The sequence below is a fragment of the Synechococcus sp. CS-1329 genome (genome assembly GCF_025128055.1).
Lineage (GTDB): Bacteria > Cyanobacteriota > Cyanobacteriia > PCC-6307 > Cyanobiaceae > Regnicoccus_A.
In genome coordinates this window covers 58600-81183 of the sequence record NZ_JAHLYS010000012.1, presented here as the reverse complement: position 1 = coordinate 81183, position 22584 = coordinate 58600, and the positions used below count along the sequence as shown (strand labels likewise).

Here is a 22584-nt window from a genome sequence, read left to right as displayed (position 1 = left end):
TCGGGGCCGACCAGAAGAGCCCACAACGGGCTAAAATCCAGTAACAGTTCCACAGCCTCACAGCCACGGTCTGTAAACGTCCTTAACAAAAGGGAACAATCGCGATGTTCACGCTCGAGAAGGCCACCCAGATCTTTCCCGACACGCTCTCGGCGGATGTGGTTCCCGCGATCACGGCCCGCTACAAGCTGCTCAGCGCCGAAGACCAGCTGGCCCTGATCTGGTACGCCTACCTCGAAATGGGCAAGAGCATCACCATCGCCGCCCCGGGCGCCGCTCGCATGCAGTTCGCCGAGGGCGTGCTCAGGGAAATGAAGGAGATGAGCTTTGCCCAGCAGAGCCAGGCCATGTGCGACCTGGCCAACAGCGCCGACACCCCCATCTGCCGCACCTACTCCGGCTGGTCGGTGAACATCAAGCTGGGCTTCTGGTATCAGCTGGGCGAATGGATGGCCGCCGGCCTCGTGGCTCCCATTCCCAAGGGCTACCAGCTCTCCGCCAACGCCGCCTCCGTGCTCAGCTCCCTCAAGACCGTTGAGCAGGGCCAGCAGATCACCCTGCTGCGCAACTTTGTCGTCGACATGGGCTATGACCCCTCCAAGGGCATCACCCAGCGCGTCAGTGAGCCCGTGGTGGCTCCCACCCCTGAAGCCCAGCGCCAGAAGGTGACGATCGCCGGTATCGACAGCACCACGGTGAGCGCCTACATGGATCAGCTCAACGCCAACGATTTCGACAACCTGATTGAACTGTTCCTGCCGGATGGGGCACTGCAGCCTCCCTTCCAGAAGCCGATCGTGGGCAAGGACGCCATCCTGCGTTTCTTCCGCGAAGATTGCCAGAATCTGAAGCTTCTGCCTGAATCGGGTATTGCTGAACCCGCCGACGGCGAATTCACCCAGATCAAGGTAACCGGCAAGGTGCAGACCCCCTGGTTCGGTGCCGGCGTGGGCATGAATGTGGCCTGGCGCTTCCTGCTCAATCCCGACGGCAAGATCTACTTCGTGGCCATCGATCTGCTGGCATCGCCCGCCGAACTGCTCAAGTTCGCCCGTTGAGCCTCGCCACAGCCCCGGCCCCTGCCACCGGCAAGGGCCTGCTGCTGGCCGGTGGCCTCCTGCTGGCCTGGATCCTCAGCCTGGTGCTCCTGCTGCCGGCTGATCCGGCCCATCTGCCCCTGCCGCTTCTGCTGCTGGCCGTGGTGATCCGCTCGGTGCTGCACACCGGGCTGTTCATCGTCGGCCACGACGCCATGCACGGTCTGCTGCTGCCCGGCCGCCCCCGGCTCAACCACCAGCTGGGGCAGTGGGCCCTCTGGCTCTATGCCGGCCTTCCCTACGGCGCCTGCCGCATCAACCACCTGCGCCACCACCAGGCTCCGGGCAGCGTCAGCGATCCCGACCACCAGCCCCTTGCGGGCAGTGGTGCGCTGCGCTGGTACATCCACTTCATGGCCAGTTACCTCTCCACCGGCCAGATGCTGCGCCTGCTGGGGGGCTGGACCCTGCTGGCCCTGCTGGCCGCCCCCTCAGGAGCCATGGCGCCGGTGTCGGTGCTGCTGGTCTGCACCCTGCCGCTGCTGATCAGTTCCCTGCAGTTGTTCGTCTTCGGGACCTACCTGCCCCACCGCCAGGCCGAAGCCGAGGGCCCTCGCCATCTGGCCCGCAGCCTGGAGTTGCCGGTATGGCTCTCCCTGCTGGCCTGTTTCCACTTCGGCTATCACTGGGAACATCACGAGTTCCCCGGCAAAGCCTGGTTCCAGTTGCCGGAGATGCGCCGCTTTCGCCCGTCCTGACCCGCATCAACACAGCGGCTCGCGCCGCTGAGCCTGCCGCGATAAAGTCCTGTATCAAGGAAGACACCATGGTTGAGTCGGCACTGATCACCTGGAGCGACAGCGAACAGGCCATCGCAGAAGAAGCCTTCAGTTGCGCTTACGGTCGAGCCGTCGAGTCGGTGATCAGCACCGTGCGTCATGAGGCCGGTTCCCTCAGCACAGCTGAGGCTCTCTGGCGTCTGCACGATTATCTCAGCACCCAGCGTCATGTCATGGAAGGGCGCTTCGATTTCCGCCTGGAAGGCATCTTGTTTGTGTTTGCCAGCCTGGTGAAGGAGAACCTGCTGGAACTGCAGGAACTCGATGGCCTCGATGCCGACAAGCTCGCCAAGATCAAGGCGATGTCGCGCTTCTAAGGCCCAGGCGGCCCATCGGCCAAACTGACCCTGTCCTCTTTTCAGGCCTCCGCCCCCATGGTCGTCAGCGGGTCCGCAGCCTCCCCAGCGGGTGCCAGAGCGGTGGCCACCAGCTCCTTCCCCCTGGCGGCCATCACCGGCCACGGCACCCTCAAGCTGGCTCTGCTGCTGGCGGCGGTGGATCCGGGCCTGGGCGGGGTGGTGATCGCCGGCGGCCGCGGCACCGGCAAGTCGGTGCTGGCCAGGGGACTGCATGCCCTGCTGCCGCCGATCGACGTGCTGGCGCTCGGTGAGGCCTGCCGCCGCCTCAATGTTGATCCCCAGCGGCCCGACGACTGGGACGCCACCATTCACGCCCGCATCACCCAGTTGGGCGGTGATCCAACCGGAGCCGATCCCACGGCGCTGCTGCCCACCGCGGTGATTCCCGCCCCGTTCATCCAGGTGCCGCTTGGCGTCACCGAAGACCGGCTGGTGGGCTCGGTGGATGTGACCGCCTCCCTGGCCGCCGGAGCGCCGGTGTTCCAGCCCGGCCTGCTGGCCGAAGCCCACCGGGGTGTGCTCTACGTCGATGAACTCAACCTGCTCGACGACGGCATCACCAACCTGCTGCTGGCGGCGGTGGGCTCAGGAGACAACAGGATCGAGCGCGAAGGGCTGAGCCTCTCCCACCCCTGCCGCACCCTGCTGATCGCCACCTACAACCCCGAGGAGGGGGCGGTGCGCGACCACCTGCTCGATCGCTTCGCCATCGCCCTCTCGGCCAACCAGCTGCTGGAGATCGAGCAGCGGGTGGCAATCACCAACTCCGCCCTCGACCACGGCAGCTCCAGCGAAGACTTCCGCGCCCGCTGGCAGGAGGAAACCGACGCCCTCGCCACCCAGCTGCTGCTGGCCCGCCAGTGGCTGCCCGATGTGACGATCGCCCGCGAGCAGATCGTCTACCTGGTGCAGGAGGCGCTGCGCGGCGGCGTCGAGGGCCACCGCTCCGAGCTCTACGCCGTGCGGGTGGCGCGGGCCCATGCGGCCCTCAGCGGCCGCGATGCCGTGGACGCCGACGACCTGCAGGTGGCCGTGCGCCTGGTGATCGCCCCGCGGGCGCTGCAACTGCCGCCGCCCGATCCCGAGCAACCGCTGGAGCCACCACCGCCGCCACCGCCCCAGGGGGAACAGCCGCCGGAGCCGGAGAGCCCCGAGCCGCCCGAGCAGGAACCGCCGCAGCCCGACAGCGACGACGACCAGCCGGAGCCCGACGAGCCCGACGCCGAAGACAACGACGACGAAGACGACAGCCCCGAGGATCAGGCCCCGCCCCAGGTGCCTGAGGAGTTTCTGCTCGATCCCGAGGCCATCGCCATTGATCCCGACCTGCTGCTCTTCGCCGCCGCCAAATCCCGCAGCGGCGGCAGCGGCAAGCGCTCGGTGGTGCTCTCCGACACCCGCGGCCGTTATGTCAAGCCGATGCTGCCCCGCGGCCCCGTGCGCCGCATCGCCGTGGATGCCACCCTGCGGGCCGCCGCCCCCTATCAGAAAGCGCGCCGCGCCCGCGAACCCCACCGCGCCGTGATCGTGGAGGAGGGCGACCTGCGGGCCAAGCAACTGCAGCGCAAGGCCGGCTCCCTGGTGATCTTCCTGGTGGATGCCAGCGGCTCGATGGCCCTCAACCGCATGCAGAGCGCCAAGGGGGCCGTGATCCGCCTACTCACCGAGGCCTACGAGAACCGCGACGAAGTCGCCCTGATCCCCTTCCGCGGCGAGCAGGCCGACGTGCTGCTCCCCCCCACCCGCTCGATCACCGCCGCCCGTCGCCGGCTGGAGCAGATGCCCTGCGGCGGCGGTTCCCCCCTGGCCCATGGCCTCACCCAGGCGGCCCGGGTGGCGGCCAACGCCCTGGCCACCGGCGATCTCGGCCAGGTGGTGGTGGTGGCGATCACCGATGGTCGCGGCAACGTGCCCCTTTCCCGCTCCCTGGGCCAGCCGCAGCTGGAGGGCGAGGAGCCTGTCGATCTCAAGGAGGAGGTGATCCAAGTGGCCGGCCGCTACCGGGCCCTGGGCATCAAGCTGCTGGTGATCGACACCGAGCGCAAGTTCATCGGCAGCGGCATGGGCAAAGACCTGGCCCAGGCGGCCGGCGGCAAGTACGTGCAGCTGCCCAAGGCCAGTGATCAGGCGATCGCCGCCATCGCCCTCGACGCCCTCAACGGGGCCTAGGCGCCGCCGTCTTCTTCGCCTCGGCGTCGGCCTTGTCCTTGGCCAGGCCCGTCTGGGCGGGGTAGAGCTCATCAAAGAGCTGGCCGAGGCCGATGGCCACGCTGCGCACGCCGTCCATGAACACGGCATCGCTGGTGAGCTTGTTCACATCCCCACCGACGGCATCAATGCGGGCGGTGAGCCGCTCGGCGTTGCCCACGGTGGTCTTGAGCTGGGCCAGGGTCTTGGGGTTGTCGAGCGCGGCCGTGACATTGCGCACATGGCGGCTGGCCGCCGCCGCTTCGGCTGTGGCGACGTTGAGGTTGGCCAGGATCGGATCGGCCTTGCCCACCGAGCTCTTCAGCTCGGCCACCAGCACCTGGGCCCGCTGCAGGAACTGGGTGGCCTCCTTGGAGGTGGCATCGAAGCTGCGGGTGGTGCGGGCCAGCTCGCCCACGATCTGCTTCTGGTCCACTTCGGCCAGCAGGCGCTCCATCAGCTCGGTGACGCTGTTGAGGCTGGCGGCGGTGACGCCCTTGAGCTCACTGCCGGCGCAGACCATCACCGTGTTGTCGCAGTCCTTGGCCCGCGGCAGAGGGCCATCCTCGGGCAGGGGATTGCCGGTGCTGATCAGCGACACCTGGGCATCACCGCCCAGCAGAGAGCCGGTCTGCACCTGGGCCAGGGTGGGGCGCGCCAGGCGCAGGGTGGGGTCGCTGATCTCCAGTTCGGCCAGCACCGCCGCGGAGGTGGTCCTGATCTTGCGCACGCTGCCCACCTGCACGCCGCGGAAGATCACCGCTGATCGATCCGCCAGGCCGGCGGCATCCTGGAAGCTCACCTTCAGCATCCAGTTGTTCTGGCTGAGGGAGATGCCCCGGAGCCAGAACCAGAAACCCGCTCCTCCCACCACGGCCGCCAGCAGCGAAAATCCAACGATGGCCTCTCGCACACTGCGACGCATGGGGCTCTAGATCTCCGCCGGTTGCATCGGTCCGCTCAGGCTACCGGTTCGAAACTGGACCACATAAGGATTGTCAGTACGGACGAAGTCCTGAACGGAACCCAGCCACTGCAGATGCCCCTCGTAGAGCATCGCCACCCGCTCGGCCGAGCGCACGATTGTGCTCATCACATGGCTGACCACCACCGAGCAGCCCGCCGCCACCTGGGTGGTGGTCACGATCAGGTCCTCGATGCGGGTGCAGGCCACCGGATCGAGCCCGGCGGTGGGCTCATCGAACAGCAGGATCGGATGCTGCCCGGCCGGCTGGCCAGGATCCTCGATCAGGGCACGAGCGAAGCTCACCCGTTTCTGCATGCCGCCGCTGAGCTCGCCGGGCAGCCGCTCCTCGATGCCGAAGAGCCCCACGGCCTCCAGGGCCCGGCCGACCCGCTGACGGATCTGAGCCTCCTTCAGCGTGCTGTGGCGGTAGAGCAGAAAGCCCACGTTTTCTCGCACGTTCAGCGAGCCCAGCAGGGCCGGGTTCTGAAAGACCAGGCGCACATCCGGCGGACGCAGCTGGTCGAGCCGCAGATAGCGCTGGGGGGCGCCGTGCAGCCGCAGCTCCCCCGCCGTGGGCAGCAGCAGGCCGGCGAGGATGCGCAGCACCGTCGATTTGCCCGTGCCCGAGGGGCCCACCACCGCCAGCCTCTCCCCCCGTCCCAGGCTGAGGCTGAGGCCATCGAGCACCCGGTTGTTGCCCCAGCGCATGCCCACGCCCTCGAGCTCCAGTACGGGCGCGTCAAGACCGTCGGCGGGTGCGCAGGCAGGGGATCGGTTCATCCCGGCATTTCCTCCGTACAGTTCCTGTTGCTCTGTGCTGTGGCGTAACGCCCCAACGGCTTGACCTCCCAGCGCCCCTCCAAGCCCGCCCGTCGCCCGCGCCGGGGGGTCAAACGTCCCGGCTGGATGGGCCGCGGCGACCTGCGCCAGCAAGACCTGGTGAGCCGCTCGAAGCGGGCCGTGCGCTGGCTGCAACCAGGGCTGGTGGTGAAGCGCTGGATGCTCACATCGGGCCTCGGGCTGGTGCTGGCGCTGCTGGGAGCCGCCATCCTGGCCGATCTCAAGCCCATCTACTGGATGCTGGAGTCGCTCACCTGGCTGATCACCAACGTGGCGCGGGTGCTGCCGCGGGGCTTCACCGGTCCGCTGGTGCTGATCGCCGGGGGGGCCCTGGTGATCTGGGGCCAGAGCCGCAGCTTCGACTCAATCCAGCAGGCCCTGGCACCCGAGAAGGACACGCTGCTGGTGGATGCCCTGCTGGCCCAGCGGCGGCTCAACCGTGGCCCGAACATCGTGGCGATCGGCGGTGGCACCGGCCTCTCTACCCTGCTCAGCGGCATCAAGCGCTACAGCAGCAACATCACAGCCATCGTCACCGTTGCTGATGACGGCGGCAGCAGCGGTGTGCTCCGGCGCGAGCTGGGGGTGCAGCCGCCGGGCGACATACGCAACTGCCTGGCGGCCCTGGCCCGGGAGGAGCCGCTGCTCACCCGCCTGTTCCAGTACCGCTTCAAGGCCGGCAATGGTCTGGAGGGCCACAGCTTCGGCAATCTTTTCCTCACGGCCCTCACGGCCATCACCGGCAGCCTGGAGTCGGCGATCACCGCCAGCAGCCGGGTGCTGGCGGTGCAGGGCCAGGTGGTGCCGGCCACCAACGCCGACGTGCGCCTCTGGGCGGAGCTGGAGAACGGCGAGCGCATCGAGGGCGAATCGAAGATCGGCCACTCCACCAGCCCGATCGTGCGCCTGGGCTGCATCCCCGAGCGGCCGCCGGCCCTGCCCCGGGCGATTGAGGCCATCGCCAATGCCGAGCTGATCATCCTCGGGCCCGGCAGCCTTTACACCTCACTGCTCCCCAACCTGCTGGTACCGGAGCTGGTGCAGGCGATCACCCGCTCCAAGGCGCCGAAGCTCTACATCTGCAACCTGATGACCCAGCCCGGAGAAACCGACCGGCTGGATGTGGGCGGGCACCTGCGGGCGATCGAAGCCCAGCTGGCCAGCCTCGGGGTGCACAGGCGGCTGTTCCCGGCGGTGCTCGCCCAGGAACCGCTCCAGGACCTCGCCCTGCTGGAGCACTACCGCGCCCGGGGAGCGGAACCGGTGCTCTGCGACCAACGGCAGCTGCGGGCGGCCGGCTACGACGTGACCCTCGCCCCCCTGCAGGGCTCACGGCCGAACGACACCCTGCGCCACGATTCCCGTGGCCTCGCCCACGCCGTGATGCGCTTCTACCGCAAATCCAAGGGCCAGAAATCCAGCCCTGATCTCGACTGGCTCAGCAGCAAAGCTCAGTGAGCAAGGCTGAATTGTGCCCAGCTCAGTAGGCGTCCTGCATCTCGTAGAAATCTGGCTGGACGTAGTCCTTGCGCAGGGGATAGCCCTTCCAGTCTTCGGGCATCAGCAGGCGCTTGGGATGGGGGTGGCCTGAATAGGTGATGCCGAACATGTCGAAGGTTTCACGCTCCTGCCAGTCGGCACCACGGAAGAGGCCGTAGAGGGTCGGAATGGTGAGGGCGCTGGTGCGCTCCAGGAACACCTTCAGGCGCACTTCTTCAGGAGGCTTCGAGGGGGATGGGCCCTGCTCCAGCGCCGCCGCCAGCTTGACCAGGTGATAGAAGCTGACCAGACGACCGCCCGGGCCTTCGTCGTAGCCGCCCTGGCACTGCAGATAGTCGAAGCCGGAGGCCTTGAGGGCCGCCGCCACCACCGGCAGGAACAACGGCTCCACGCCGATGATCTCCACGCCGAGGTGGTCGGCGGGCAGGGGCTGGTGGTCGAATCCCTGGCTGGTCAGCCACTGGCTGACCGCGCCGATCGGGGCGGGGCTGAGCTCGGTGGTGGGATCAGGCATCGCTGGAGGCGCGGGTGGCTTGGAGGGCTTCGGGTTCGGGGGTGGCCAGGGGCAGGCCGGCACCGGCGGCAAAGGCGGCCTTCTGGGACTCCGCCCGCAGATAGGCACCGGTCACGATCGGCTCCACCGCCTTCATGGCGTGCTCGATCGTGAGGTAGCGGTGGGTGGGCAGCAGGTTGCCGCGTTCAGCCAGGGCCTCGTTGCCCACCTTCTTGCGCAGCTTGATCACCGCATCAAAGATGGCTTCGGGCCGAGGCGGGCAACCGGGGATGTAGAGGTCCACCGGGATCAGCTTGTCGACGCCGCGCACGGCGGTGGTGGAGTCGGCGGAGAACATGCCGCCGGTGATCGTGCAGGCGCCCATGGCGATCACATACTTGGGCTCGGGCATCTGCTCATAGAGCCGCACCAGGGCCGGCGCCATCTTCATCGTCACGGTGCCGGCGGTGATCAGCAGATCCGCCTGGCGCGGGCTGGAGCGGGGCACCAGGCCGAAACGGTCGAAGTCGAAGCGGGAGCCCAGCAGGGCCGCGAACTCGATGAAACAGCAGGCCGTGCCGTAGAGCAGGGGCCAGAGGCTGCTGAGCCGAGCCCAGTTGTGCAGGTCATCGAGGCTGGTGAGGATCACGTTCTCGGAGAGATCCGAGGTGACCGTGGGGGCGCCCACCGGGTTGCAGGTGGCGGCGCGCAGATCGCGGAGGGCCTCGATCGAGGGGGCCTCGCTGCTGCCGGGGCTGGTCGGTGTGAGGGTCATCGTTCGGCTGGTCGGGGGTCCGGATGGCTGGGGTTCAGCTCCACTCGAGGGCACCCTTGCGCCAGGCGTAGGCGAGGGCCACCACGAGAATCGAGATGAAGATGAGAGCTTCGATGAAGGCCAGCAGGCCCAGGCGATGGAACGCCACGGCCCACGGATAGAGGAAGACGGTCTCGACGTCGAAGATGACGAAGACCAGAGCGAACATGTAATAACGAATATTGAACTGGATCCAGGCACCCCCGATCGGCTCCATCCCCGATTCGTAGGTGAGGCGGCGCTCGCCAGCCCTCGATTTGGGCGCCACCAGCTTGTTGGTGACCAGAGCCAGCACGGGAACAGCCGCTGCGATCAGCAGAAATCCCAGAAAGGCGTCGTAGCCGGGAAGCACGAACATGAACGGGCCCATCCTGCGGCGCAGTCTGGCATCCGCGGGCAGAGATCGCCTGGATAGAGTCCGATCTGACGGCAGTGGGACCAGCGCCATGGTCAACGGGCACGACAGCGACGAGGAACGAGCTCCAGGGGAGCCCAGCGATCCCGACACCCACCGCTACGAGTGCCGCAGCTGCGGCTTCGTCTACGACCCCGAGGAGGGCATCCGCAAACTGGCCATCGCCCCGGGGGTTCCGTTCACGGAGCTGGATCCGATCGGCTTTCGCTGCCCGGTCTGCCGCAGCCGCGTCGGCGCCTTCCGCGACATCGGTCCACGCAACAAGCCCAGTGGCTTCGAGGAGAACCTCAACTTCGGCCTCGGCGTGAACAAGCTCACCCCCGGCCAGAAGAACGTGCTGATCTTCGGGGGCTTCGCCCTGGCCTTCGCCTTCTTCCTCTCTCTGTATTCCCTCCGTTGAGTCCTGTGAAACGCCTGTTCTCTTCCCTGCTCGGCCTGGTACTGGCCGTGGGCCTGGCCTTCGGCCTCGGCGGCTGCGTCACCACCGGCCTGCCCCTGGCGGCCAGCAGCCCCTGGCAGCCCGTCGCCCTCGAGACCCGCTCCAATCCCCTTGACCTGGCTTTCACCGACGACAGGCACGGCTTCCTGGTGGGCAGCAACCGTCTGATCCTCGAAACCGAGGATGGAGGTGCCAGCTGGGAAGCCCGCGCCCTCGCTCTGCCGGAAGACGAGAACTTCCGCCTGCTCAGCATCGACTTCAGCGGCAAGGAGGGCTGGATCGCCGGCCAGCCGGGCCTGCTGCTGCACAGCACCGACGCCGGCCAGAACTGGGAGCGCCTGCTGCTCGACACCAAGCTGCCTGGTGATCCCTACCTGATCACGGCCCTGGAGAAGGGGAAGGCCGAGCTGGCCACCACCGTGGGCGCCATCTACCGCACCAGTGATGGCGGCGGCAGCTGGCAGGCCGAGGTGAGCGATGCCGCCGGCGCCGTGCGCGACCTGCGCCGCGCCGCCGATGGCCGCTACGTGAGCGTCTCGAGCCTGGGCAACTTCTTCGCCACCTGGGGGCCAGGCCAGGCCACCTGGGAGCCCCACCAGCGCATCAGCAGCCAACGGCTGCAGAGCATGGGCTTCCAGCCCGACGGCAACCTCTGGATGGTCACCCGCGGCGCCCAGCTGCGCTTCAACCCCGATGCCGCCGATGTGGAGGCCTGGAGCAAGCCGGTGATCCCGATCACCAACGGCTACGGCTACCTCGACATGGCCTGGGATCCCAACGGCGCCATCTGGGCCGGCGGCGGCAGCGGCACCCTGCTGGTGAGCGAAGACGAAGGCTCCAGCTGGAAGCGGGACCCCCTGGCGGGCTCCCAGCCCACCAACTTCACCCGGATCGTCTTCAACGGCGATGGCAAGGGCTTCCTGCTGGGGGAGCGGGGCAACCTGCTGCGCTGGGTGGGCTGACTGCATCCCTGTGTAACCAACCTGGCGGAGCGCCCGCTCCGCCCCACCGCCAAGGCCTAAGATCAACGAGTTGAATTGCCCGCTGCTATGGCTGCCGGCTCCACCGGAGAACGTCCGTTCTTCGAGATTATTACGAGCATCCGTTACTGGGTGATCCACGCCGTCACCTTGCCGGCGATCTTTTTGGCGGGCTTCTTGTTCGTCTCCACCGGTCTGGCTTACGACGCCTTCGGTACGCCTCGTCCCGATGCCTACTTCCAGGCCCAGGAAGCCAAGGCACCCGTGGTGAGTAAGCGCTACGAAGGCAAGAGCCAGCTCGATCTGCGCTTGCAATAGGCCATGACCCAGTCACCGAGCACCACGCCCCGCAACTATCCGATCTTCACGGTCCGCTGGTTGTCGTTGCATGCGCTGGGGATCCCCACGGTCTTTTTCCTGGGTGCCCTGGCGGCCATGCAGTTCGTCCGTCGCTGAATACCACCATGCAGCGCAATCCCAACCCGAACAACTTGCCGGTCGAGCTGAACCGCACCAGTCTTTATCTGGGCCTGCTGTTCGTGTTCGTCATCGGTGTGCTGTTCACCAGCTATTTCTTCAACTGATCGGGAGACACAGCCATGAGCGGCAAGAAATCCGGTTTACCAGACGGTCGTTTACCCGACCGCCTTCCCGATGGCCGCCCCGCTGTGGCCTGGAAGAGCCGCTGGACCGAAGGGGTTTTACCCCTCTGGCTCGTGGCCACCGCCGGCGGCATTGCCGTCATCTTCGTGGTGGGCCTGTTCTTCTACGGCTCCTACGTGGGCGTCGGTTCGGCCTGATCCTCAACGCAGCTTCACCTGAAGCCAGGGCCCCGATGGGGCCCTTTTTTGATGGCGATGAGCTCAGACCCCGTAGTAGTCGCGATACCAGCGGGCAAAATGGCCGATCCCCACCTCCAGCGGGGTGTGGGGCGCAAATCCCACCCAGGCCTCCAGGGCTGACGTGTCCGCGGCGGTGGCGGCCACATCCCCGGGTTGCATGGGCTCGAACTGGCGGATGGCCTTGACGCCCAGGGCATCTTCGAGCACCTCGATGAAACGCAGCAAGGGGGTGGGCTGGCTGTTGCCGATGTTGAACAGCCGGTGGGGAGCTGCCGCCGTGGCCGGGTTCGATTCCAGCGGATCGAAGTGTGGATCCGGGGTGGCGGGCTTGTCGAGGCAGCGGATCACACCCTCGACGATGTCGTCGATGTAGGTGAAGTCACGCTGCATGCGGCCATGGTTGAACACCCGGATCGGTTCTCCCGCGAGGATCGCTTTGGCGAACAGCATCGGCGCCATGTCGGGCCGCCCCCAGGGGCCGTAGACGGTGAAGAAGCGCAGACCCGTGGCCGGCAGCCCGTAGAGGTGGCTGTAGGTGTGGGCCATCAGTTCATTGGCCTTCTTGGTGGCCGCATAAAGACTCACCGGATGATTCACCGGATGCTGCTCCGAAAAGGGCATGCTCCGGTTGCCGCCATACACCGAACTGCTGGAGGCATACACCAGGTGCTCCACGCCATGGTGGCGGCAACCCTCCAGGATGTTCCCGAAGCCCACCAGATTGCTCTGGATGTAAGCCGCCGGATTCTCGATCGAATAACGCACCCCCGCCTGCGCGGCCAGGTGGATCACGGCGCGGGGGCGTTCGCTCTCGAATAACTCCGCCATGGCGGAGCCGTCCTCAAGATCAAGCTCCCGGAAGCGGAAACCGCCCCCCTGATCCGGGGCCGGCATGCGCTGCAAGCGGCTGAGCCGGGCTCGCTTCAGGGCCGGATCGTAGTAGGCGTTGAGGTTGTCGAGACCCACCACGCGCTCGTCGCGCCGCAGAAGCGCCTCGGTGACCGCAGCTCCGACAAAACCGGCTGCGCCGGTCACCAGTACTGTCCTCGGGTCCGTCATGTCATGGCTACTCGAGTCCCAGTACGGAGCGGAAATGGGCAATCGTGGGGCCCAGACCCTGCTCAAGCGTCACCTGCGGTTCCCAGCCCAGCTCAGCGCGGGCCAGATCGATCACAGGTTGGCGCTGAAGGGGGTCATCCTGGGGCAGGGGCAGATAGGTCAGCGGCAACTCAGGGTTGATGCGTTCCAGCACCTGCTCCGCCAGTTGGCGGATCGTGAATTCACCAGGGTTGCCGATGTTGATCGGGCCCGTGTGGTGCCCGTTCATCAGCCGGATCAGACCCTCCACCAGATCATCCACATAACAGAAGCTGCGCGTCTGGCTGCCATCGCCGTAGAGGGTCAAGGGCTGGCCGCGCAGGGCCTGCACGATGAAATTGCTGACCACACGCCCATCATCGGGGGCCATGCGCGGGCCATAGGTGTTGAAGATTCTGGCCACACGAATCTCCGTGCCATGCATGCGCATGTAATCGAAGCAGAGAGCTTCAGCGATGCGCTTGCCCTCGTCGTAGCAGGAGCGAATTCCGATGGGATTCACACTGCCGCGATAACTTTCAGGCTGGGGATGCACCTCCGGATCGCCATACACTTCACTGGTGCTGGCCAGCAACAGCCGTGCCCCCACCCGGCTGGCCAGTCCGAGCATGTTGTAGGTGCCCAGAAAGCTCGTCTTCGCGGTCTTGATCGGGTTCGACTGGTAGTGCCGCGGTGAAGCCGGACAGGCCAGATGCCAGATCCGATCAACCTCCAGACGAATCGGCTCGGTGACGTCGTGGCGAATCAGCTCAAAGTGGGGATGGCCGATCCAGCGGACCACATTGGCCTTGCGTCCGGTGAAGTAGTTGTCGAGGCAGATCACCTCTTCGCCGGCCTCCATCAGCCGATCGACGAGGGTGGAGCCCACAAAGCCGGCGCCGCCGGTGACGAGATGACGCAGGGAGGGTGGAGCCATCGATTCAACCTTCTCCCACCAGCCAGACCCTAAGACCAGCCACCCGGGCCGCCTCAGCATCGGTCACCGCGCGCACGTCAAACAGCCAGGCGGGCCGGCGCATGCGTGCAGCGATCGCCGGCCAGTCGAGTTGCGCGAAATGGCTCCATTCCGTGAGCACGATCACCGCGTCGGCACCCTCCACGGCCTCCAGCACACTGGCAGCACGCTGCCAGCTGCCCTCATCAGCCAGGCCAAGACCGGGGGCACTGGCCCCCTGGCCCAGGTCGCTGGTGATCTGATCGACTCCCACCTTCGGGTCATGAATCGCCAGATGCGCCCCTTCTTCGAGCAGATCGCGGCAGATGCTGATGGCCGGTGATTCGCGGGTGTCGTTGGTGTCGGCCTTGAAGGCGAACCCCAGCACCGCCAGGCGCTTGCCGCTGACGGTGCCGAACAGCCGACTCACCACCAGCCGGGCGATGCGACGCTGCTGCCAGCTGTTGAGTTCCACCACCTGCTCCCAGTACTGGGCCGCCGGCTCCAGGCCGTAGTGACGGCAGAGATAGACCAGGTTGAGGATGTCCTTGCGGAAGCAACTGCCGCCGAAACCAGGACCGGCCGAGAGAAATTTCGATCCGAGGCGGGAATCAGAGCCGATGGCCCGGGCCACCTCCTTGACATCAGCGCCAGTGGCCTCACAGAGGGCACCGATGGCATTGATCGAAGAAATCCTCTGGGCCAGGAAGGCATTGGCCGTGAGCTTGGACAGTTCACTGCTCCAGAGGTTGGTGCGCAGAATCCGCTCAGGATTGACCCAGTTGGAGTAGATCTCAGCCAGAGCATCGATGGAGCCCGGATCATCGCCGCCGATCAGGACACGGTCAGGGTTCTCCAGATCGGAGATGGCCGTTCCCTCCGCCAGAAACTCAGGGTTGGAGAGCACCGAAAATGATTTAGGTTCGCCCTCAGTGCCTTCCTGGGCGGCAGAGAGAATGGCCTGAATCGTTTCAGCGGTGCGCACCGGCAGGGTGCTCTTCTCCACAACGATCGTGTGCCCTCGGGCCTGGGCGGCCACCTGGCGGGCGGAGGCCTCGATCCAGCGCAGATCGGACGCCTGCCCGGCCCCGAGGCCCTTTCTCTTCGTGGGAGTATTCACCGAGAGGAAGACCATATCGGCCGCTGCAATCGCCCCATCCACCTCGGTGGTGAAGTGGAGATTGCGACCACGGCAGCGGGCTACCACATCCGCTAGTCCCGGCTCATAGACAGGGAGCCGGCCCAGATCGGCATCATTCCAGGCGGCAATCCTCTCGGCATTGAGGTCAACGAGAGTGACCTGGATCTGCGGGCAGCGGTCGGCGATCACCGCCATCGTAGGTCCACCCACATAACCCGCACCGATGCAGCAAATGGTCCGGACTGTCATCACGGGGCAGAACGTGGGGTGGACTTCATCCTTGAGGAGCATCTCATATGGATGGATCACCCAGTCGCCTGAGAAGTTCAACTGGCCGCAACCGTTCCTCTTCAGGCGAATCAGCGCTGCGGCGCAGGTTCTTGAGCAGCACCACCCCCTGCCGGGCCTCCTCCTCGCCGATCACCACCGCCCAGGGGGCGCCGGAGCGGTCGGCGCGTTTCAGCTGTTTGGCGAAGGCGGCGCCGGTGAGATCGAGCTCCACGCTGCGGCCGGCCTGGCGCCACTGACGAGCCAGCACCAGCGCCTGACATTCCGCCTGCTCGCCGCGGCTCACCAGATACAGGTCCGGGGCGGGGGCGCCCAGGGCCACCGTGCCGGCGGCCTGGGCCTGGGCCAGCAGCAACACCAGCCGCTCCAGGCCGATCGCCCAGCCCACGGCCGCCGTGGACGCACCGCCCAGCTGCTCGATCAGGCCGTCGTAGCGGCCGCCGCCACAGACGGTGGCCTGGGCGCCGAGCTGAGTGCTGGTGATCTCGAAGGCGGTGTGGGTGTAGTAATCGAGACCGCGCACCAGACGGGGGTTGAGCCGATAGGGGATCTCCAGGGCATCGAGGCAGCGGCGCACAGCACCGAAGCGCTCACGGCTGGCGTCGCTGAGGCTGTCGATCAGCTGGGGGGCCTCGGCCAGCAGGGCCTGGGTGCCGGTGTTCTTGCTGTCGAGGATGCGCAGGGGGTTGGTGCTGATCCGCTCCCTGGAATCGGCATCGAGCTGCTCCTGGCGCAGCTGCAGCCAGTCCACCAGGGTGCTGCGGTAGGCGGCGCGATCGCTGGGATCACCGAGGGAATTAAGCTCCAGCGACAGTCCGCCCAACCCCAGGGCGCTGAGCAGGTCCCAGGCGATGGCAATCGCTTCGGCATCGCTGCGGGGGTCAGCGAAGCCCAGCAGCTCGATCCCCACCTGGTGGAACTGGCGCTGGCGCCCGGCCTGGGGGCGCTCATAGCGAAACATCGGCCCGGTGTACCAGAGCCGCTGGGGCCCCTGGCCCAGCAGGCTGTGCTGCAGGGCGGCGCGCACCACCGAGGCGGTGCCCTCGGGCCGCAGGGTGCAGCTGCGCTCACCCCGATCGAGGAAGGTGTACATCTCCTTGCCCACCACATCGGTGGCTTCACCGATGCCGCGGGCGAACAGCTCGGTGACCTCCAGCAGCGGCGTACGGATTTCCCGGAGGGCGGCGCGCTCGAACTGGGCGCGCATTGTGGCTTCGATCCGCTGCCACAGGGGCATCTGCTCCGGCAGCAGATCGACCATGCCCCGAAGGCTCTGCAGCTTGTCCACGCCCGCGTTGCTCACTCGCTCACAGTTTGCGGGATCGCTGGAGTGGGCCTCAGCGCAGCCCCAGCCACTTGTGGGTCTGCAGGCTGAGGCGCCAGCCGGGGTGACGGCGCACGTGGTTCACCGCCAGCTCCCGGCCGTGATCGCTGGCGGCCCCGGGCTGCAGCAGCAACACCGGCGGCGGCAGCGCTGAGCCCCGGCGCTGGGCCAGGGCGGCGGCGGCCATGGCCTCGGCAAAGGCCAGGTCGTCGTCTTTGTGGACCACCACCTTGAGCTCGGAGCAGGCCCTCAGCAGCGCCTCCAGCGGGGGCCGGTGGGACTTGGGCGAAAGGGTGATCCAGTCGAACCGGCCCGTGAGTGGATCGACACCGCTGGTCTCGAGATGCAGGGGCAGCCCCGGTGCCGCCTGGTCCAGGGCCGCACACAGCCCATCGAGGTTGTGGTGCAGGGGCTCACCGCCGGTGATCACCGCGAAGGCGGCACCGGCGGCCTTGGCCGCGGCCGCTTCCGCCGCCAGGGCGGCCAGGCAGCGGCGCGGGTGGGCCTGCTCCGGCCAGGAGTGCTTGGTGTCGCACCAGGGGCAGCCCACCGTGCAGCCCGCCAGACGCAGGAAAAAAGCGCTGCGGCCGGCATGGACCCCCTCCCCCTGCAGGGAGTGAAAGGTTTCCACCACCGGCAGCTCCAGGCCATGCGGAGCAGCCTGGGCCTGGAGCTGGACCTGGGCAGGAGCCTCGCCGCTCATGACGCAATCGGCACACCCTCCAGCGGGCTCTCACTGGGCGCCCCCTGCCGCTGGGCCGCCGCGATCAGCCCGCGGAAGAGGGGATGGGGCTTGCCGGGGCGGGAGAGGAATTCGGGGTGGTACTGACAGGCGGCGAAGAAGGGGTGATCCTCCCGCTCGATCAGCTCCACCAGACGGCCATCGGGGGAGGTGCCGCTGATGGTGTAACCGCCCGCCTGGAAAAGGGTGCGGTAGGCGTTGTTGAACTCATAGCGGTGGCGGTGCCGCTCGTAGACCACCTCCTCGCCGTAGAGCCTGGCGGCGATGGTGCCCGCCGCCAGCCGGCAGGGATAGACCCCCAGGCGCATGGTGCCGCCCAGGTCGATCACGTCCTGCTGCTCCGGCAGCAGGTGGATCACCGGGTGGGGGCTGTCGGGGTCGAGCTCGGCGCTGGTGGCACCCTCCAGACCCCCCAGGTTGCGCGCCCACTCGATCACGGCGCACTGCATGCCCAGGCAGAGCCCCAGGAAGGGCACCCGCTCCTCGCGGGCCCAGCGGATCGCCGCCACCTTGCCGTCCACCCCCCGATGGCCGAAGCCACCCGGCACCACCACCGCATCCATGCCCCGCAGCAGCGCTTCGGCCCCCTGGGTCTCGATCTGCTCGGCGGAGACCCAGTGCAGGTCGAGGCAGGCATCCCGGTCGATGCAGGCATGGCGCAGGGCCTCCACCACCGAGAGGTAGGCGTCGTTGAGCTGCACGTACTTGCCCACCAGCGCCACCTTCACCGCCGCGCCGGGGTTGCGCAGCTTCTGCACCAGGCCCTCCCAGCGCTGCATGTCGCTGTCGCGATCCTCCAGGCCCAGCACCTCCAGCACCTGGCGGCAGAGGCCCTCCTGCTCCAGGGCGATGGGCACCGCATAGATGCTGTCGGCATCGCGGGCGGGGATCACCGCCTCGCGGTGGACGCCACAGAAGCCACCGATCTTGGCCTTGAGCTCCTCGCTGATCGGCCGGTCGCAGCGGCAGACCAGCAGATCGGGCTGGATGCCGATCGAGCGCAGCTCCTTGACCGAGTGCTGGGTGGGCTTGGTCTTGATCTCCCCGGAGGTGCCGATGTAGGGCAGCAGGGTGACGTGCACATAGGCCAGATCACGGCGGCCCACATCACCGCGGAACTCACGGATGGCCTCCAGGAAGGGCAGCGATTCGATGTCACCCACCGTGCCGCCGATCTCGGTGATCACCACATCCACGCCGCTGTCGGCGGCCACCCGGTGGATGCGCTCACGGATTTCGCCGGTGATGTGGGGGATCACCTGCACGGTGCCGCCGTTGTAATCACCGCGGCGCTCCTTGTTGATCACCGCCTGGTAGATCGAGCCGGTGGTCACGCTGTTCAGGCGCGACATGGCGGTGTCGGTGAAGCGCTCGTAGTGGCCCAGGTCGAGGTCGGTCTCGGCGCCGTCCTGGGTGACGAACACCTCACCGTGCTGGTACGGGCTCATCGTGCCCGGATCCACATTGAGGTAGGGATCGAGCTTGAGGATCGAGACGCTGTAGCCCCGGGATTTGAGCAGCCTCCCCAGGCTCGCCGCCACGATCCCCTTGCCGATGCTCGACACCACCCCGCCGGTCACGAAGACGAATTTCGCCATGGGCGGAGGGCGGGCGTTGGCGGACACAGCAATCTATCGAGCGCCCACCATCTGGGCCGGTTCAGCCGTCGAGCAGGCTGCGCAGCATCCAGGCGGTTTTTTCGTGGATCTGCAGCCGCTGGGTGAGCAGGTCGGCGGTGGGCTCATCACTGGCCTCCGCCACCAGGGGGTAGAGGCTGCGGGCAGTGCGGGCCACCGCCTCATGGCCCTTCACCAGCTCATGCACCATCTCCAGAGCCGGTGGCTGGCCCTGGGTTTCAGCGATCGAGGAGAGGGCCGCGAAGCGGGAGCCGCCGAAGGGGGCCGGGCAGCCCAGGGCCCGGATCCGCTCGGCGATCACATCGAGGGCCATCCAGAGCTCGGTGTACTGCTCCATGAACATCAGGTGCAGCGTGTTGAACATCGGCCCGGTCACATTCCAGTGGAAGCCGTGGGTCTTGCCGTAGAGCACGTAGCTGTCGGCCAGCAGCCGGCCGAGACCGGCCGCAATCTGCTGGCGCTGGTCATCGGACATGCCGATGTCGATCGGAGGGGCCGTGATGGCAGGGGCGTTGCTCATGGAATCAAGGCGACTGAATTTCGGTTTAGTCCAGGGGCTGGGGCAGCGTCCAGGGGGGCTTCCCGGGGTGGGGCGGGCCGGCCGGCGGCCTCACCTCAGCCGTCGAGGCTGGCGAGGTAGTCGTGCACGCGGCAGCAGCGGGCGGGCTGGCGCAGCTTGTGAAGGGCCAGGGTCTCGATCTGGCGCACCCGCTCGCGCGAGAGCTGCATCCCCTCGCCGATCTGGGCCAGGGTGCGGGGGTTGTCGTCGCTGAGGCCATAGCGCAGGCGAATCACCTCGGCCTCCCGCTCGCTGAGTTCATCGAGCAGGGCGTCGAGGTCACTGTGCAGCTGCTGGCGGGTGAGGCGCTGCTCGGGGGTGTCGCTGGTGGCCTCCAGCAGGTCACCCAGGGGGGTGTCCTGATCGCGACCCACCTTGGCCTCCAGGGAGATCGAGCGGGGCAGCCGCAGCAGGGTGAGGCGCACGGCGTCCTCGCTCCACTGCAGGGCCTTGGCCAGTTCGGCGAGGCTGGCGGTGCGGCCATGGTCGCTGGCGAACTGATGCTGGGCCTTCCTGATCCGGTTCAGCTTCTCGCTGACGTGTACGGGCAGGCGGATCGTGCGGCTCTGGGTGGCGATCGCCCGGGTGACCCCCTGACGAATCCACCAGTAGGCGTAGGTGCTGAAGCGGAAGCCGCGAATGGGGTCGAACTTCTCCACCGCCCGCTCCAGGCCGAGGGTGCCCTCCTGCACCAGATCCAGCAGTTCCACGCCCCGCTTCTGATACTTCTTCGCCACCGCCACCACCAGGCGCAGGTTGGCCTGGATCATGCGGTCGCGGGCCCGGCGACCGCTCAGCAGCCGCTGCTGGAGATCGCTGAGGCTCAGCTCCAGGCAAGCCGCCCAGGCCCTGTGGCCCTCCTGCTGCCGGCGCCGCAGCTCGGCCAGGGGCAGACCGCAGGCTTCCGCCCACTGGCCATGGGAAGGCTGGTGGGTGAGGCGACTGGCCAGGCGCTGGCGCACCAGCTCCAGATCAACCATCTCCTGCAGCAGCGGCAGCTCGGCCGCCTGCTCCAGCCTCTGGGCCAGCAGGGCCTTACGGGCCTGCACCTGGCGGGCCAGCAGCAGCTCCTCCTCCGGGCTGAGCATGTCCACCCGGCCGATGTCCTGGAGGTAAAGCCGCACCAGATCGGTGCTGGCCCGGCTGGTGGAACGGACTGCCGCTGACCCCGAAGACTCCCCTGACCCTGAAGACACAAACCCTGGACGGAATGGCTTCACCATCGTTTTGGTGGCGGGGAGCAGCGCGAAACCGATGGTTTCTCTTAGGGATCAGTCGCGACTGGCGGCGGTCATCCTGGCTTCAGGTCACCCCGTCTTCAGGTCACTCCGGCTCCACCCAGGTGCTGGCCACATGCAGGTCGCTCAGTTGCTGGGGGGCCACATCGGCGGGGGCCTGGGTGAGCAGGCAGCGGGCCTGCTGGGTCTTGGGGAAGGCGATGGTGTCGCGGATCGACTCCTCACCGGCCAGCAGCATCACCATGCGGTCGATGCCGAAGGCCAGGCCGCCGTGGGGTGGGGCACCGAGGTCGAGGGCCTCCATCAGGAACCCGAACTGGCGCTCGGCCTCCTCCGGGGACAGACCGACCGTCTGCAGCACCTGGCGCTGCAGGGCTGAATCGTGGATGCGCAGGGAGCCGCCGCCCAGCTCCAGGCCGTTGAGCACCAGGTCGTAGGCCTGGGCGCGGGCGGCGGGCAGGGTGGCCTCCCACTGGGCTGGATCGGTGCCGAGGTCATCGGCATTGGGAGCACAGAAGGGGTGGTGCAGCGCCTCGAAGCGGTTCTCGCCGGCGTTGAACTCGAACATCGGGAAATCCACCACCCAGAGGAAGTTCCAGCAATCGTTCTCGCGCTCGGGCTTCACCAGCCCCAGCTCGCGGGCCAGGTACTGGCGCACCCGGTCGAGGGCCTTGTTCACCGTGGCGGTGTCACCGGCGCCGAACAGCAGCAAGGTGCCGGGCACCGCGCCGGTGCGCTCAATCAGCTCGGCCTTGGTGGCAGCGGAGAGGTTGTCCTTGATGGCGCCGATCGTGTCGATCTCGCCGCCTTCGCGCACGCGGATGAAGGCCAGGCCGCCGGCGCCGGCCGCCTGGGCCTCGCTGAAGACATCACCGCCGGGCTTGATGCGCACGTTGGAGAGGGCGTCATTGCCGCCGGGCACGGCGATGCACTTCACGGAGCCGCCGGCGGCCACGGCGCCTGAAAACACCTTGAAGCCCATTCCGGCCACCAGGTCGCTCACGTTGGTGAGCTCCATGCCGTAGCGGGTATCGGGCCGGTCGGTGCCGTAGCGCTCCATCGCTTCGTGCCAGCTGAGGCGTGGGAAGGGCCTGGGCAGCTCCACGCCCTTGACGGCCTTCCAGATGCTGGCGATCAGCGCTTCGTTGAGCTCGAGGATCTCCTCCTGGCCCATGAAGCTCATCTCGATGTCGAGCTGGGTGAACTCCGGCTGGCGGTCGGCCCGGAGGTCTTCGTCGCGGAAGCAGCGGGCCACCTGGTAATAGCGCTCGATGCCGCCCACCATCAGCAGCTGCTTGAACAGCTGGGGCGACTGGGGCAGGGCGAACCATTCGCCGCCGCAGACGCGGCTGGGCACCAGGTAGTCGCGGGCGCCCTCGGGGGTGGAGCGGGTGAGCACCGGCGTTTCCACCTCGATGAAGCCCTGCTCTTCGAGGAAGCGGCGGGCCGCCTGGATCGTGCGGGCCCGCAGACGCAGGTTGCCGTTCATGCGCCCGCGGCGCAGGTCGAGGTAGCGATGGCGCAGGCGCAGCTCCTCGCGGGTGTTCTCCTCGTCGTGCACCGACACGGGGAAGGGCAGGGGCTTGCGCACGGCATTGAGCACCGTGAGCTGGCTGGCCAGCACCTCCACCTCACCGGTGGCCAGGCGGGTGTTGAGCGACTCCTGGGGCCGCAGGCGCACCCGGCCCTGCACCTGTACCACCGTTTCATTGCGCAGGTGTTCCGCCACCGCGAAGGCCTCGGGCCCCAGGTCGGGATCGACGGTGATCTGAACGGTGCCGCTGCGGTCGCGCAGGTCCACGAAGATCACGCCGCCGTGGTCGCGGCGGCGGTCGACCCAGCCGCTCAGCTCAACACCCTGATCGACGCTGCTGCTGCGCAGATCGCCGCACCCGTGGCTGCGCATGGGGA

25 protein-coding genes are annotated in these 22584 nt (G+C 67.5%); 11 read left to right on the top strand and 14 right to left on the bottom strand.

What is annotated here, in order from left to right; translation table 11 throughout:
• The first annotated feature begins 104 nt into the window (after positions 1 to 104).
• From KQ304_RS01915 to bchD, 4 genes are all read left to right on the top strand, one after another.
• Entirely contained in the window at positions 105 to 1058 is a 954-nt protein-coding gene (locus KQ304_RS01915; RefSeq protein ID WP_259735426.1) for an orange carotenoid-binding protein, read from the top strand.
• Positions 1055 to 1795, top strand: a complete 741-nt coding sequence (locus tag KQ304_RS01910; protein ID WP_259735425.1) for a fatty acid desaturase — start codon at positions 1055 to 1057, stop codon at positions 1793 to 1795. Before KQ304_RS01915 ends, KQ304_RS01910 begins: the two co-directional genes overlap by 4 nt.
• Before the next feature lie 68 nt (positions 1796 to 1863).
• Positions 1864 to 2193 carry a hypothetical protein gene (locus KQ304_RS01905; protein WP_259735424.1) on the top strand — a complete coding sequence of 110 codons (330 nt, stop codon included), beginning with the start codon at positions 1864 to 1866 and terminating at the stop codon, positions 2191 to 2193.
• Between the two features lie 57 nt (positions 2194 to 2250).
• Positions 2251 to 4404, top strand: a complete 2154-nt coding sequence (bchD, locus tag KQ304_RS01900) for a magnesium chelatase ATPase subunit D (protein WP_259735423.1) — start codon at positions 2251 to 2253, stop codon at positions 4402 to 4404.
• Here the strand turns inward: bchD and KQ304_RS01895 are convergent.
• Both KQ304_RS01895 and KQ304_RS01890 read right to left on the bottom strand, forming a co-directional pair.
• The gene (locus KQ304_RS01895) at positions 4391 to 5347 is read right to left on the bottom strand and encodes an MlaD family protein (RefSeq protein ID WP_259735422.1); all 957 of its coding nucleotides are present in this window, start codon (positions 5345 to 5347) and stop codon (positions 4391 to 4393) included. The genes bchD and KQ304_RS01895 overlap by 14 nt on opposite strands.
• A 6-nt stretch (positions 5348 to 5353) precedes the next feature.
• Positions 5354 to 6169, bottom strand: coding sequence for an ABC transporter ATP-binding protein (locus tag KQ304_RS01890; RefSeq protein WP_259735421.1), 816 nt, complete (start codon positions 6167 to 6169; stop codon positions 5354 to 5356).
• Positions 6170 to 6295: 126 nt separating this feature from the next.
• Here KQ304_RS01890 and yvcK point away from each other — a divergent pair, with 126 nt between their 5' ends.
• A complete protein-coding gene (gene yvcK, locus KQ304_RS01885; RefSeq protein ID WP_259735445.1) occupies positions 6296 to 7687 on the top strand; it encodes a gluconeogenesis factor YvcK family protein in 1392 nt (463 codons plus the stop codon).
• 22 nt (positions 7688 to 7709) lie between these two features.
• Here the strand turns inward: yvcK and KQ304_RS01880 are convergent, their stop codons facing one another.
• From KQ304_RS01880 to KQ304_RS01870, 3 genes are read right to left on the bottom strand one after another with little or no spacing between them, the layout of a single operon-like run.
• Positions 7710 to 8243 (bottom strand): NAD(P)H-quinone oxidoreductase subunit J, encoded by a 534-nt coding sequence (locus KQ304_RS01880; protein WP_259735420.1) that lies wholly within the window; start codon positions 8241 to 8243, stop codon positions 7710 to 7712.
• Positions 8236 to 8997: an NADH-quinone oxidoreductase subunit NuoB gene (nuoB, locus tag KQ304_RS01875; protein WP_259735419.1), complete on the bottom strand. Its 762-nt coding sequence runs from the start codon at positions 8995 to 8997 to the stop codon at positions 8236 to 8238. Before nuoB ends, KQ304_RS01880 begins: the two co-directional genes overlap by 8 nt.
• A gap of 34 nt (positions 8998 to 9031) precedes the next feature.
• A complete protein-coding gene (locus tag KQ304_RS01870; protein ID WP_255110627.1) occupies positions 9032 to 9394 on the bottom strand; it encodes an NAD(P)H-quinone oxidoreductase subunit 3 in 363 nt (120 codons plus the stop codon).
• An 88-nt stretch (positions 9395 to 9482) separates the two neighbouring features.
• Between KQ304_RS01870 and KQ304_RS01865 the strand changes: the two genes are divergently transcribed.
• The 6 genes from KQ304_RS01865 (at position 9483) to KQ304_RS01840 (ending at position 11670) form a co-directional block, all read left to right on the top strand.
• Entirely contained in the window at positions 9483 to 9851 is a 369-nt protein-coding gene (locus KQ304_RS01865) for a rubredoxin (protein ID WP_259735418.1), read from the top strand.
• Positions 9852 to 9856: 5 nt separating this feature from the next.
• On the top strand, positions 9857 to 10852 hold the full coding sequence (locus KQ304_RS01860; protein WP_259735417.1) for a photosynthesis system II assembly factor Ycf48: 996 nt from the start codon (positions 9857 to 9859) through the stop codon (positions 10850 to 10852).
• Between the two features lie 87 nt (positions 10853 to 10939).
• Positions 10940 to 11188: a cytochrome b559 subunit alpha gene (psbE, locus tag KQ304_RS01855; protein WP_006173010.1), complete on the top strand. Its 249-nt coding sequence runs from the start codon at positions 10940 to 10942 to the stop codon at positions 11186 to 11188.
• Between the two features lie 3 nt (positions 11189 to 11191).
• The gene (gene psbF / locus KQ304_RS01850; RefSeq protein WP_006173009.1) at positions 11192 to 11326 is read left to right on the top strand and encodes a cytochrome b559 subunit beta; all 135 of its coding nucleotides are present in this window, start codon (positions 11192 to 11194) and stop codon (positions 11324 to 11326) included.
• Positions 11327 to 11334: 8 nt separating this feature from the next.
• A complete protein-coding gene (locus KQ304_RS01845) occupies positions 11335 to 11454 on the top strand; it encodes a photosystem II reaction center protein L (protein ID WP_006173008.1) in 120 nt (39 codons plus the stop codon).
• Between the two features lie 15 nt (positions 11455 to 11469).
• Positions 11470 to 11670 (top strand): photosystem II reaction center protein J, encoded by a 201-nt coding sequence (locus KQ304_RS01840; protein WP_006173007.1) that lies wholly within the window; start codon positions 11470 to 11472, stop codon positions 11668 to 11670.
• Between the two features lie 63 nt (positions 11671 to 11733).
• On the opposite strand, the gene KQ304_RS01835 is transcribed toward KQ304_RS01840, so the two are convergent.
• From KQ304_RS01835 to aspS, 9 genes are all read right to left on the bottom strand, one after another.
• On the bottom strand, positions 11734 to 12771 hold the full coding sequence (locus tag KQ304_RS01835; protein ID WP_259735416.1) for an NAD-dependent epimerase: 1038 nt from the start codon (positions 12769 to 12771) through the stop codon (positions 11734 to 11736).
• A gap of 7 nt (positions 12772 to 12778) precedes the next feature.
• Entirely contained in the window at positions 12779 to 13726 is a 948-nt protein-coding gene (locus KQ304_RS01830; protein ID WP_259735415.1) for a UDP-glucuronic acid decarboxylase family protein, read from the bottom strand.
• 4 nt (positions 13727 to 13730) lie between these two features.
• On the bottom strand, positions 13731 to 15134 hold the full coding sequence (locus KQ304_RS01825) for a nucleotide sugar dehydrogenase (protein WP_259735414.1): 1404 nt from the start codon (positions 15132 to 15134) through the stop codon (positions 13731 to 13733).
• Between the two features lie 43 nt (positions 15135 to 15177).
• The gene (gene hisS / locus KQ304_RS01820) at positions 15178 to 16461 is read right to left on the bottom strand and encodes a histidine--tRNA ligase (protein ID WP_259735444.1); all 1284 of its coding nucleotides are present in this window, start codon (positions 16459 to 16461) and stop codon (positions 15178 to 15180) included.
• Positions 16462 to 16510: 49 nt separating this feature from the next.
• Positions 16511 to 17200: a 7-carboxy-7-deazaguanine synthase QueE gene (locus KQ304_RS01815; protein WP_259735413.1), complete on the bottom strand. Its 690-nt coding sequence runs from the start codon at positions 17198 to 17200 to the stop codon at positions 16511 to 16513.
• The gene (locus KQ304_RS01810; RefSeq protein ID WP_259735412.1) at positions 17197 to 18837 is read right to left on the bottom strand and encodes a CTP synthase; all 1641 of its coding nucleotides are present in this window, start codon (positions 18835 to 18837) and stop codon (positions 17197 to 17199) included. Before KQ304_RS01810 ends, KQ304_RS01815 begins: the two co-directional genes overlap by 4 nt.
• Positions 18838 to 18898: 61 nt before the next feature.
• Positions 18899 to 19396 (bottom strand): Dps family protein, encoded by a 498-nt coding sequence (locus KQ304_RS01805; protein ID WP_259735411.1) that lies wholly within the window; start codon positions 19394 to 19396, stop codon positions 18899 to 18901.
• A gap of 95 nt (positions 19397 to 19491) precedes the next feature.
• Complete coding sequence (locus KQ304_RS01800; RefSeq protein ID WP_259735410.1) at positions 19492 to 20658, bottom strand: RNA polymerase sigma factor, RpoD/SigA family; 1167 nt, start codon at positions 20656 to 20658, stop codon at positions 19492 to 19494.
• Between the two features lie 100 nt (positions 20659 to 20758).
• Entirely contained in the window at positions 20759 to 22579 is a 1821-nt protein-coding gene (gene aspS, locus KQ304_RS01795; RefSeq protein WP_259735409.1) for an aspartate--tRNA ligase, read from the bottom strand.
• Between the last annotated feature and the right edge of the window lie 5 nt (positions 22580 to 22584).